The following is an 11,858-nucleotide window of genomic DNA, read 5'->3' as shown; positions in this document are numbered from 1 at the left end:
GCCTTCGCTGTTATCGCGGGGGTGAGGGCAGTCAACCACGCGACGATCAAGGCTCACTCGAGCCGCGGCCGCTCAGCAGAGCGGGGCGACCGGGCTGTCGGAGCCGGTCTGCAGGTACGTGTCCGACACGTAGTGGCCGGCGCCGATGCGGTCCCAGATGTTGCTCGTGCCGAACTTGCCGGTGACCGTGTCGCCCGTGGTGTAGCACTCGATCGTCACCTTGGCGTAGTTCGCCGCGAGGCCCTTGACCGCCGCCGACGTGCTGGCGCTCGCCCTTACGTTCAGCGGGTCGCCCGCGGTGCCGACCACGCCCGTCGGGCCGGAGCCGGTCCACAGGTACGTCACGTTCACGTAGCCGTTGTCGGACATGCCGAGACCGTCCCAGAACACGCCGTCGGCGAGGTCGATGCCCGCCGGGTTCTGGACCGTGCGGCCGGAGTCGTCCTTCTTGCCGTTGTAGCCGTCGAGGTACGCGGCCTGCGCTTCGGGCTTGCCCTGCGGCAGGTCCTTGAACTCCGAGCGGACCGACGCCGGGTTCCAGTAGTCGTCACGCTCGTTCCACGGGCCGACCTCCCACACCGGCGCGTACTCGCACTTGCTGCCGTCGGTGCGGCAGACGCGCGCGGTGTAGTTGCCGGTTCCCTTGGGGGACACGGACTTCCCCGACGGGAACGAGACGAAGTGGTCGTGACTGACGATCTTGTGGCCGTTGGCGGTGGTGCCGCCGACGAGACCCTCGCGGGTGCCGTAGACCTTGTAGGTCAACGCGGTCGTCGCGGCCAGCGCGTTGACCTGCGGGACGGAGTCCGCGCTGAGCGCGACGCTCCGGACGGCGGGGCGGACGCCGTCGGTGGTGCTGTGCAGGCTGATCCGCACCTGCACGGAACCGACGCTCGCCCGCAGCGCCGTGCCCGCGGGCGTCCACTCCGTCCAGTCGTTCACGCCGGTGCGGCCGCGGACGTCGACCTCGACGCTCGTGCCGGCCGGGACGTCGGCGCCGACCGCCGCGGTGACGCGGTCGGCCGGGCCGCTCAGCGCGTGCTCCGGCAGGAGCAGGCGGCCTTCGCTGCCCGCGAAGACCCGCGCGGTTCTGTGCCACGCCGGGTCGGCCAGCGTGAGCGTTCCGCCCGCGCCGGTGACGTTGACGTCATCGCCGTCCACAGTGGACAGGTCGGCGGTCCAGCCGCTCGCCGCCGCGGCCGCCGCCTGTGCGGGGGCTCCGGCCAGCGCCGTCACCGCCCCCGCGGCCAGAACCGCCGCGGTCACTCGGCCGGTCTTCCTGATCCGGATCATCCCCGGTCTCCCTTCGCCCTCGTTCACTCGAACGTGGCAAAGCCTGGCGGGGGCCCATACATGATCCGTACAAAGTCACTCGCAGGCGAATCGGCCGGCGTCTAATGCCCTGAAGGTGCCCCTCACGGCTTGGAACGCCCTGAAGGTGCCCCTCACGGCAGGCGGCGAGCGGATCAGGCGGAGACGGTGTGCGGGGGTTCGGCGGGCTGCGCCGGGTCCTGCGGCCGCGTCGACAGCTCGTGCCACAGCGCCAGCGCGCGCTCCGAGTACTCCCGGGACCGGTCCGGCTGCGCCAGGGCCTGGTGCAGCTCGCCGAGCAGCTGGGACACCTCCGCCTCCGAGCGGCGGTCGCCGTTGCGGCGGTGCACCGACAGGGAGTTCACCAGCAGCAGCTGCGCGTGCGCGAAGTCGCCGCTGTGCAGGCACAGTTCGCCGAGGTTCTGGTTCGCGTAGCCGACGCAGTGGTCGTCGCCGAGCTCGGTGAAGATCGCGATCGCCCGGTCGACGTGCTCACGGGCCGCGGCCAGGTTGCCCTGGTGCTGGTACAGCAGGCCGAGCCGCTTGAACGCGTGGGCCTCGCGGTGCCGGTCGCCGATCGCGGCCGACAGCTCGAGCGCGTCGGTGAACCAGCGCTTCGCCGCCGCGTAGCAGCCGCGCGACATCCAGACCGCGCCCGCGCTGATCCGGGCGACGGCCTCGCCGTGCCGGTCGTCCGCCTCGGCGAACACCTTCAGGGCCTCGTGACAGTGGTCGAGCGCGTGGTCACCCTCGCCCTCGATGCGCAGGATCGTGGCCAGCCCGGTCAGCGCGATGCCGACGCCCTGGGCGTCGCCGACCCGCTCGAACAGCGCCTTCGACTCCTCGAACGCCACCCGCGACCGGGCGTATTCGTCCTGGTAGAGCAGGTACTGGCCGAGGTTGCGCTGCACGATCGCCTCGGCGCGCAGCGAGCCGGTGCGCCGGGCCGAGGCGAGCGCGATGGTGTGCGTGCTGTGCCAGTCGTCCTGGTGGCCGCGCAGGTCGAAGTACGGCGTCAACGCGGACGCGAGCTGCCAGGCCAGGTCGTCGAAACCGTGCTCGGCGGCCAGTGAGACCGCCGCGACGCTGGTGTGCCGCTCGGCCGTGAACCACGCCGCGGTCTCGGGCGGCAGCACGTCGGCGGGCAGCTGCGGCCGGGGCAGCTCGTCGTCGCGGTACCTGCCGAAGAAGTGGATCGGCATGAGCCGCGCGGCTTCGAGCGCGAGCGCCAGGTAGCCCTCCAGCACCCGCCGCAGCCCCGCGCGCGTCTTCGCGGGGTCACTTTGCTCGGCCAGTTCCACGGCGTACACGCGCAGCAGGTCGTGCAGCCGGTAGCGCGGCTGCCCGGCGGAGTCGGACCCGACCAGCTCGACGAGGTGGCCGTCGACGAGCACGTCGAGCACGTCGTCGGCCTCGCGGCGGCCCAGCACCGCGGCGACCGCCCAGGCCGGGAACTGCACCGGCCCGAGCAGCCCGAGCCCGCGGAACGCCGTCGCCGCCGACATCGGCAGCAGGTCGTAGGACAGCGTCACGCTCGCGCGGACGGCGAGGTCGCCGACGCGCAGCTCGTCGAGGCGCCGGTGCTCGTCGCGCAGCCGGTCGACCAGCAGCCGCAGCGTCCAGCCCGGCCGGTGGGTGAGCTTCGCGCCGGCCACCCGGATCGCCAGCGGCAGGTGCCCGCACAGGCGCAGGATCGCCGCGGCGCTGTCGGTCTCGGCGGCCACGCGCTCGGCGCCGACGATGCCCTCCAGCAACCGCGCGCCGTCGGCCTCGGGCAGCAGGTCGACGTCCACCGGCTTCGCCCCGGCGAGCCCGGGCAGCCGCAGCCGGCTGGTCACCAGCACCGCGCACGCGCCGGCGCCGGGCAGCAGCGGCCGCACCTGCGCGGCGCTGCCGGCGTCGTCGAGCACGACGCACATCCGCCGTCCGGCCAGCCGGGACCGCAGCAGCGCGGCCCGCTCGGCCAGCTCGCGCGGGAGGCCGGCGTCCGGGATGCCCAGCGCGTGCAGCAGTTCCGCGAGCACGCCCATCGGCGCGCGCGGCGACGACGACGTGCCGGCCAGGTCGACGTGCAGCTGCCCGTCGGGGAAGTCGTCGCGGACGGTGTGCGCGACACGGATGGCGACCGCGGACTTGCCGACGCCGGGCGCGCCCGACAGCACGATCACCGCGGGCGCTCCCGAGCCGGCCCGCTCCCGCATCAGCGCGACGATCTCGCGCATGACGTCGTCGCGGCCGGTGAAGTCCGGCAGGTCGAGCGGCAGCTGGCAGATCGGGGAGAGGTCGGCGAGGCGCGTGGCAGGCACGCTCTCGGACACCACCAGCGTCGCCCGCAGCTCCCGCAGCCGGGCGCCCGGTTCGGCTCCGAGCTCCTCGCGCAGCACCCGCCGGGCCGAGTCGAACGCGTCGATCGCGTCGGCGGTCCGGCCCGCGGCGCGCAGCGCGACGATCAGCTGCGCCCACAGCTCTTCCCGCAGCGGGTGTTCGGTGACCAGGCCGCGCAGCTCGGCGACGGCCTCGCCGCCGCGGCCGAGGTCGATCCGCGCGCGCAGCCGCTGTTCCTGCACCGAAAGCCGCAGCTCGGCGAGCCGGGCGACGGTCGCGCCCCAGCTGTGGTCGTGGGGGAGCCCTTCGAGAACTTCGCCGCGCCACAGGCCTTCGGCGCGGTCGAGCACCTTGAGAGCGCTTTCGGAGTCACCGCGGTCGAGCGCTTCCCGCGCGTCGCCCGCCGCCGCGGTGAACGTGAGGTGGTCCAGTTCGCCGGGCGACGCGGTCAGCAGGTAGCCGGAGGCCCGGCTGCTGATCCGTTCGCCGAGTTCGGGGTCGATCTCGGCGAACCGCCTTCGCAGCGAATGGACGTACGTCCGGATGTTCGCCGCGGCCGATCGCGGCGCCGAATCCGGCCACAGCACTTCCACCAGCACGTCCGTCGACACGACGACGTTCGGCTGCAGCGCCAGGGCGGCCAGCAGCAGCCGGGGCTTTGGCCCGCCGAGGGCGATCACCCGCCCACCGGCGGTGACCTCCAGCGGGCCGAGGACGCGGATGGTAAGCGAGGTGGTCTCAACCTGCCCGATGAGTTCCCCCATGCCCGGATGTTATTTCCCCACCACCGTGCCCGATAGATCCATTCGGAGTGTCTGTCCGCAGGCCAGCGCTTTGTATGGGACGTGTACCGGGTTGCGTCACGCTCCCGCCATGAAGCGTTTGAACCTCCGGCGTATCGCCGGTCTAGGGATCATTCTCACGGCGGTGGGCACGCTCTCGGTGGGCGGCGCGCTCGAGGCGTCCGCCGCGGCGACCGGCACCGTGAAGACGGCGGGCGACCCGCTGAACGTCCGCCGGGCGCCCACCACGAGCGCCACGGCCGTCAAGACCGTCGCGAACGGCGCGTCGGTCAGCATCGACTGCCAGACCGCCGGCACGTCCGTGACCGGCACCTACGGCACGAGCACGCTGTGGGACTACGTGCCCGCGCTCGGCGGCTACATCTCCGACACCTACGTCCTCACCGGTTCCGACACGCGGATCGCGCCCGACTGCGGCGTCGGCACGGGCAGCGGCCAGTGCGCCGACGCCTGCGCCGGCGAGGGCCAGTACCGCTCGTCCGACTCGCACTTCCTGGTCTACGACACCGATGCCGACGGCTACTCCGCCGTCGTCGCGTACTGGCTCAAGGGCGGCGCCGGCCCGTTCTACGTCTGGAACTCCGGCGGCGAGGGCACGAAGGTCGACAAGGCCGTGACCGTCACGAAGGGCGGCTGGGTCTTCTACAAGGTCTGCGTCGCCAACTACACCACCGGCAAGCCGGACCTGAAGTCCTGCAGCGACGGCATCACCGACTTCGCGGCCTGACCGCGTCTTCCCCTTCCCCGAAAGGACTTCCGACATGGGTCAGGTCAACCGGCGCAAGGTGCTCCTCGGCGGGCTCGCCGCGGTCACCGCCACCGCGGCTTCGGCGGCCCTGCCGTCCTGGGCGAACGCCCGCACCACCGCGGCCGCGCCCGCCATCCACGATCCGTTCCAGCTCGGTGTCGCCTCCGGCGATCCGCTGCCCGACAGCGTGGTGCTGTGGACGAGACTCGCGCCCGCGCCGCTCAACGCGGACGGCTACGGCGGCATGCCCGACGCGACGTACGCGGTCGACTGGGAGATCGCGAACGACGCGGCGTTCTCCTCCGTCGTGCAGAGCGGCTCGGCGAGCGCGGTCCGCGCGTCCGCGCACAGTGTCCACATCGAACCCGCCGGGTTGCAGCCCGCGCGTGAATACTTCTACCGCTTCAAGACTTCCGGCTACATCTCGCCGGTCGGCCGCACGCGCACCGCACCCGCCGCGGGCGCCGCCGTCAACCAGCTCAAGTACTGCTTCACCTCCTGCCAGCACTGGGAGGAGGGCTACTACCACGCGTACAAGGGCGTCGTGGCCGACGACCCGGACCTGGTGCTGTTCCTCGGCGACTACATCTACGAGAAGAAGTCGGGCCGCGCCGCGGCGGAGCGCAACCCGCGCAGCCTCGCCGTCGCCGACGACGCGACCACGCTCGCGATCTACCGCGCCCGTCACGGGCAGCACAAGACCGACGCCGACCTGCAGGCCGCGCACGCCATCGCGCCGTGGATCGTCGTCTTCGACGACCACGAGGTGAGTCAACTAACAACAGTGTATCACCCTCTGAACAGCGGAAAGGTGAGGAGCTGCCCGGCACCACGCCGGACAGGTTGGCGGACGGCTCACTCTGATGCTCGGGTGATCGCAGGTGCTTCGTCGCGGCCGGATTCGGTAGCCGCTCCACACTGGAGGCGGGTTAAGGCCACGGGTCGCCGACGATGCCACCTCGTAGCCACTTGGCAGTCTTCGCGTACTGCTTCACAGAGACTTGATTAGTAAGGAACGCAGCACCACCGTGATGTGGTATTGCGACCGCGAACGGGCCATGGTCATCTTCGTACAGGGTGAACGGCTCGATCAGGCCTGGCGGGCAGAAGGACGCCGAAACAAGACTGACGGAAATGCGCAGCAGTTTCGACACCGTCGCCACCTCCTCGATCTGATCGTATAGCACACTCGGAGTGCAGGCGTCTGGCCGAGTGGCGGCCTCCCCGAGAAGAAACACGTACAACTGCTGCCCCCTTTCCTCCGGACAGATCCGCGCCGACGCTGGGACAAGGTCATTGGCGCTGGTGTCGGTGTGTGCCAATTCTGGCACCTGAACCGCGCTGGAGTACTCGGCTGAGCGCAGCACTTTCGGGAACAACGTCGGCGACCATTCGAATATCTTCCTGGACAGCCGCTCGAATCCGGAACGAAGCAATCTATCGTTGTGTCCCGTCGGATCGAAGAAGTCGGGTTCGTCGACACGGCTTGCCACGTCGACGAGTTGTTTCATTACGACTTCTGAGGTGCCCAGAATGCCAAGGAGATACGCCACCGTGGCGACCCCCTGTCGACGATAAGTTTCGAGCCCCGACAGTTTGCTCGGGCTAATTTTTGCAATTCTGGAGACCTGGCGAAGACTAAGTCCGCGCTGCTCGCGGAGCCTGCGAAGTTCGTTTGCGACTATGATAACAGTGGGGCGGGCGGAAATTCGGGTCATGCTTCAGGCCATTCGTTTCGTGGGCGACTAGCGTTGTCGAGTGTTCGTGGTCGTAGCTACGAAGCGGGGTTGGCGCCCTTCGTGTTCCGCTCCTCTGGTGTCAAGGCGGGACATTCGCCAGAAGTGAGCTGCCGCACCTCTGGGGGGTCGATTTGTGACTGATTCATACTCGCGGTAAGTACTTCCCTTGCTCGTAAAACGATTGCCTGAGCGGCTTCCAGGTGGCTCACCAGTCGTTGAGACCCGTACAGTGTAAGGCGCACCCGCATCCGTCGACCTCGTCCACGGTGGGTCTGCACGATCTGCGCGCGTCGAAGAACGGCTACGTGGTACTCGAAGCTGCTCTGCTTAACCTCGATGGACTCGCAGACGAACTGGTAGTCACGCCACTTCATTTCGGCAAGCAGAGTTACGATGAACAGTCGAACGGGCGTGATCAGATGACGATCAAGTGCACAACCTGGCCAGCTAGGTTGCGATTCATTCTTCTGTGTCAACGATATTTCCCAGGTAGTGGACGAGATGGACGGAACCGGGGCCAATAGGTGTTTGCAATGTGTTGCGCTGCCGTCCAGTCTTCGTCGGTCATTGGCTCGCCGGGTACCCGTTCCCGCGCCAGTCGCTCAAAGTCCTGATCCTCCGTCGAGTCAGGCGCCGTTTGATCTGTCATGTCAAACCTCCGGTGAACCGTCGGGAAGCGGAAGCTGAGGCTCGGTGGTCGGAGTCCGACGAAGACAAGATTCGCATGGCATCCCTAGTGGACGATCAAGCAATTCGAGTTCGCCGGGATCGAACGATGCCGAGCAAAACGCGGTCAATCGGTCCGGCGCGGTGTTCTGGTCCGGCGCCTCGAATACGTGTACGACGCGGCGCGTCTCGCCCACGACGCCGGGCCGTGGGCGGCCGAAGAACAGGCGAACCGTCATCGCTCACCTCGCCGCGCGTGGCGTTCGGCGGGAACGGGCGCGGTCGGGGCGCAACCCGTCCCCGCCGAACTCTCGGGTCCACCGACACGTTTAGGGGACGTGGTGGCGGACGATCGTGCGTGCCGGAAGATCCGACTCCGCAAACCTCGTTTTTGACGCTTTGGTGCCCGCAGGCGCTCGTTCACGTCTGGCAACCTGGCGCGTGCCGCCAGGTACGCGCGGCATCGGGCGCACGGCGGGCCGGGTGGCATGAGGCTCGACGCGATCAACAACCGGTGCCCGCACAAGGCGGAAAACTGTCCGCATCGCCCCCGGACTCCGCGTGCGAACTCCTCATCCGTGACCGCGTGATCGCGGCCATCGGTGAGGCATCGACTCCAGGTCGTGTATAGGTCGCCGGCCAGCTCCGTCCGGCCCGACTTGTTCATGTGCCACTCCGCTCGGCTGTTGCTCTGACCAGCTACAACGGCTGGTAACGCTGAGATCAGCCTTGCGTATAGGATGATTTCGTCGAAAGGTCGTGGAAGGGCCACGGCCGTGCCCTGGCAGGGCCACCGGAGATGCGGGGAGCGCAGCATGAGCGATGAGCAGGAGCCGCGCCATTCGCGCACCGTGCTCGAACAGCTCATCCGGGAGCGGCGAGAGACGTTCGAGGAGTTCGCCGGATTCGCGATGACCTTTGCCAGGGACTGCGGCGAACCCGGCACGCTCAGCAGTCGGCACCTCAAGCGGCTGGCGTCAGGTCGTGGCGATGGCGGCAAGCCTCTCGGTCGCCCCCAGCAAGCCACGGTGAGACTGCTTGAGCGCATTTTCGGCGTGAGTATCGACGAGCTGCTTTCCCCGCCCCGGGAGCGCCGCACCTCCGGTGAGAACGACGGAGAGTTTCGGGCTCTGCTCCGCACGTCGGCTCGGATCGACGGCACGGTGCTCAACCTGTTGCGCGATCAACTCAACGCGACGCGCCGACTTGATCGGCAGTTGGGGGCGATCCTCGCGCATGACGAAGTGGTCGCGAAAATCAGCCAGGTTGGCAAACTGATGGGTCACAGCGTCATGCCGACCACCCGCGAGGCATTGGCCGCTTTACTTTCGGAGCTTCGCACGCTGGCTGGCTGGCAAGCCCTCGACCTGGGCAACGTCTCGCAGTCCTGGCAGCACTACGAGCAAGGCAAGCTGGCTGCCAAGGAACCGGCGAATCCCGCTTTCGAGGCGCACACCTGGGCAGGCCAGGCGTTCGTGTTGTTGGACGTCGGCGATTCAGCGGCAGCGGTTGACCTGATGACGACGGTCCGCCGGAGGGTGGAGCGAAAGACGGACCGGTTGCTCCGGTCGTGGCTGGCAGCCGCGCACGGGGAAACGCTAGCCGCCGATGGGCAGCGTTCGGCGAGCCTCCGCGCTTTCGATCACGCTGCCGCGTTGCTCCCGGATAACGTTCGTCAGGACGGCGGGCCGTATCTCGCGCTCGACCCCGTCCACCTTGGCCGCTGGCGTGGCCACGCTCTTGCGAGGGTCGGTGAGCCTGAGGCAGTCGACGTGCTCACGGATGCGCTTGATCGTCTCGATCCCACGTTCGTCCGAGCGGAGACCGCGTTGCGGGTCGACTTAGCCACGGCGTTCGTGGCGATGCATGAGCGTGAGCAAGCCCATAAGCACATCGGACGCGCTCAGGCTCTCGCTGCGGACATCGGCTCGGCGCGCCAGCACCGTCGGCTCGAAAGGCTTAAGGCGCGCGTCGAATCACGCTAGGCTCCCTGCGTGACTGAAGACGTGGGGTCGTGGAAGACCTTCGGTGAGCGGACCGTCTATGACAACAAGTGGGTGCGGCTCGGGCTGACCGACGTACAAGCGCCTAACGGTGAGCGGTGGGAGTACCACGTCGTCCACCTGGCTCCGATCGCGATCGGGTTGATCGTGGATGATCAGGATCGAGTCCTGATGTTGTGGCGCTACCGGTTCGCCACGGATCAATGGGGTTACGAACTGCTTGGCGGGCTGGTCGAGGACGGCGAGGAACCGGCAGCGACGGCCGCCCGTGAAATCAGGGAAGAGAGCGGTTACCAGCCTATCGGCGACCCTGAACACTTGATCAGCTTCGAACCTCTCCCCGGGCAGGTGACAGCACCGACCGATGTCTACCTGTGGCGCAATGCCGAGAAGGTTGGCGAACCGACCGACACTGAAGAAGTCGGACGGCTTGAGTGGGTTCCGCTGAGCCGGATTCCGGAATTGGCCCAGCGCAAAGAAATTCTAGGCGCGGGCGCGCTGGTTCCCTTGCTGTACTACATCGCCTCACGCTATGTCGTCGATGGCACTGCCGGGCAAGATCAGCCCACTGAGACGGCGTAACTGCCGATCTGACTTGATCTGTGCGGCGAGCCGCCGCGCCTGCCGTGCGTGTTCGAGCGAAGCGTCTCGGTCGCCTGCCGCTGCAAAAGCGAATGCCAGGTCGACCAACATGCCAGTCTTGGCACGGATGAAATCCGGCGGCAGGCGCGGTAACGCATCGGTGAGCCGTTGGATCGCATCCGGCTCGCCGAGTTTGCTCAACGCGTTGCCGCGCCAGCGATCCAGGTGCGCTCCGCCCAGAAAGAGGAACGGCAAAGCCGGGTCCACGGGGTCGGTTGGCAACTGCTGGTCCGCCGTGTCGAATGCGCGTAACGCATCATCCCTCTGGCCTGCCGCCGCAAGCCCTTCTCCGTGTGCCGCTGCCATCCATGCCCGCAGGACGGGTGGTGCAGTGCGTTCGGCAAGAGCGCGTGCTTCGGCGAGTTGCCCCACGGCCGATTGAACTTCGCCGAGATCAATCAAGATGAACGCCTGCTGTGCGGTCGAGTGAGCAAGCAGAATCGGTGATCCCGCTTCGCGGGCTGCCGCCTTGGCTGTCTCGTGGTGTTCCCACGATTGCCGAATTGCGTTGCGGTCAAGTGCCTCCCAGCCGGCCAGCGCGGACGCCTCAGTGAGCACGCTGGCCAATGCTTGGCGTTGGCCTTGTAGCGTACTGAAGCCAAGTAAGCTCTGTATCTGTTCTATGTTGCTGCGCAACTGATCCAGCAGTGCAACGCCGCCGAACCTCCGGTCGACATGCCGCGCCTGATCGACTTGCCGTTTGAAGATTTCGATGGTCTCGGTGTCGACTGAGCGCGCCAGCGCGAGCCGCGAGATCAGTTCATCGGCTTCGTCGTTCACTTCCTCTTCGGGAAAGCCAAGTTCTTCGTTGGTACGGCCGTAGACGTCGCGGAACAGGCGGCGGTACGGCTGGCTGACACCCTCGCGACCGTTCTCCCAGCGCGACAGCTTGGTCTTAAGGCTCGTGGCCGACATGGCCGGGACATTGAGTGTATCCGCGCGTCGCAACAGCATCTTGATTACATCGTCGGCCTTGTAACCGAGATGCCTGCGCACTGCCTGAAGCCTGGTCTCAGCCATCAGTCGCAACCCGCAAATAACCACCCTGACCTGCGTAGTTAATTGAAGTTAATGGGACCGCGGTTAACCTCAGCCACCTGTGTAAAGGTGCCTCCCTGCCGTTTCCTGGAGGCATGAACACGAACGAAAGCAGCCCGCTGTGCAGGTCGCAGAGGCAGTGTGGACCGGTCAGCATCAGACTCCTAACGTCTGTCGGGCCGACTCAACACGACGGCAATTTCTCCGCGCAGTGCGGCAAGCTGCTCGGTGATCTCCGACAGTCGGCGCTCGATGACGGCCAGCCGTGCCGACACGGCGTCTTCCATGTCCTCGCGAGGCTGCCCCGGAGCCGGCGGAATTCGGCCATGCAGTACCGCGAGCAGGTGTTGCGGGTGCAGGCCGAGCGCCTGGGCCAGCGCCTCAAGAGTCCGGTCACTGCGCTTGCGTTCAACGGTGTGGTTCTGAATCTCGCGGACTATCGCCTGAGAAACCTGCGAGCGTTCCGCCAGCTCGCGTTGCTTCCACCCGAGCTCGTGAACGCGCTCGTTGATGGTCCTCGCGACCGCCGCCCAATCTTCCAACACCCATTCCTCCGTGGTCCGCCTCAGTGCCGAGATTAGCG

General features: G+C 67.7%; 8 protein-coding genes and 2 pseudogenes. 4 read left to right on the top strand and 6 right to left on the bottom strand.

Annotated elements, in window-relative coordinates:
- Window positions 1-72: 72 nt before the first annotated feature.
- The gene (locus ACLJQZ_RS20000; RefSeq protein ID WP_410621472.1) at window positions 73-1,293 is read right to left on the bottom strand and encodes a hypothetical protein; all 1,221 of its coding nucleotides are present in this window, start codon (window positions 1,291-1,293) and stop codon (window positions 73-75) included.
- Between the two features lie 173 nt (window positions 1,294-1,466).
- Window positions 1,467-4,400 carry an AfsR/SARP family transcriptional regulator gene (locus ACLJQZ_RS19995; protein ID WP_410621471.1) on the bottom strand — a complete coding sequence of 978 codons (2,934 nt, stop codon included), beginning with the start codon at window positions 4,398-4,400 and terminating at the stop codon, window positions 1,467-1,469.
- A gap of 109 nt (window positions 4,401-4,509) precedes the next feature.
- Here ACLJQZ_RS19995 and ACLJQZ_RS19990 point away from each other — a divergent pair, with 109 nt between their 5' ends.
- A complete protein-coding gene (locus ACLJQZ_RS19990; RefSeq protein WP_410621470.1) occupies window positions 4,510-5,166 on the top strand; it encodes a hypothetical protein in 657 nt (218 codons plus the stop codon).
- 34 nt (window positions 5,167-5,200) lie between these two features.
- Window positions 5,201-5,960: pseudogene (locus ACLJQZ_RS19985) on the top strand (alkaline phosphatase D family protein); the annotation flags it as partial.
- Between the two features lie 156 nt (window positions 5,961-6,116).
- Here ACLJQZ_RS19985 and ACLJQZ_RS19980 read toward each other — a convergent pair.
- The gene (locus ACLJQZ_RS19980; protein ID WP_410621521.1) at window positions 6,117-6,698 is read right to left on the bottom strand and encodes a Scr1 family TA system antitoxin-like transcriptional regulator; all 582 of its coding nucleotides are present in this window, start codon (window positions 6,696-6,698) and stop codon (window positions 6,117-6,119) included.
- Between the two features lie 9 nt (window positions 6,699-6,707).
- A pseudogene (locus ACLJQZ_RS19975) lies at window positions 6,708-6,905 on the bottom strand (helix-turn-helix domain-containing protein); the annotation flags it as partial.
- A 1,502-nt stretch (window positions 6,906-8,407) separates the two neighbouring features.
- On the opposite strand from ACLJQZ_RS19975, the gene ACLJQZ_RS19970 reads away from it, so the two are divergent.
- A complete protein-coding gene (locus ACLJQZ_RS19970) occupies window positions 8,408-9,577 on the top strand; it encodes a hypothetical protein (RefSeq protein WP_410621469.1) in 1,170 nt (389 codons plus the stop codon).
- Between the two features lie 9 nt (window positions 9,578-9,586).
- Window positions 9,587-10,177 (top strand): NUDIX hydrolase, encoded by a 591-nt coding sequence (locus ACLJQZ_RS19965; protein ID WP_410621468.1) that lies wholly within the window; start codon window positions 9,587-9,589, stop codon window positions 10,175-10,177.
- On the opposite strand, the gene ACLJQZ_RS19960 is transcribed toward ACLJQZ_RS19965, so the two are convergent.
- Together ACLJQZ_RS19960 and ACLJQZ_RS19955 are read right to left on the bottom strand one after the other, a co-directional pair.
- Window positions 10,121-11,257, bottom strand: coding sequence for a tetratricopeptide repeat protein (locus tag ACLJQZ_RS19960; RefSeq protein ID WP_410621467.1), 1,137 nt, complete (start codon window positions 11,255-11,257; stop codon window positions 10,121-10,123). The genes ACLJQZ_RS19965 and ACLJQZ_RS19960 overlap by 57 nt on opposite strands.
- Window positions 11,258-11,439: 182 nt before the next feature.
- Window positions 11,440-11,820, bottom strand: coding sequence for a helix-turn-helix domain-containing protein (locus tag ACLJQZ_RS19955; RefSeq protein WP_410621466.1), 381 nt, complete (start codon window positions 11,818-11,820; stop codon window positions 11,440-11,442).
- Between the last annotated feature and the right edge of the window lie 38 nt (window positions 11,821-11,858).

Origin of the sequence: Amycolatopsis sp. cmx-8-4 (assembly GCF_046548675.1) — a bacterium.
GTDB lineage: Bacteria > Actinomycetota > Actinomycetes > Mycobacteriales > Pseudonocardiaceae > Amycolatopsis.
The sequence above is the reverse complement of the archived record's forward strand: the minus strand, read 5'-3'. Positions and strand labels throughout refer to the sequence as shown.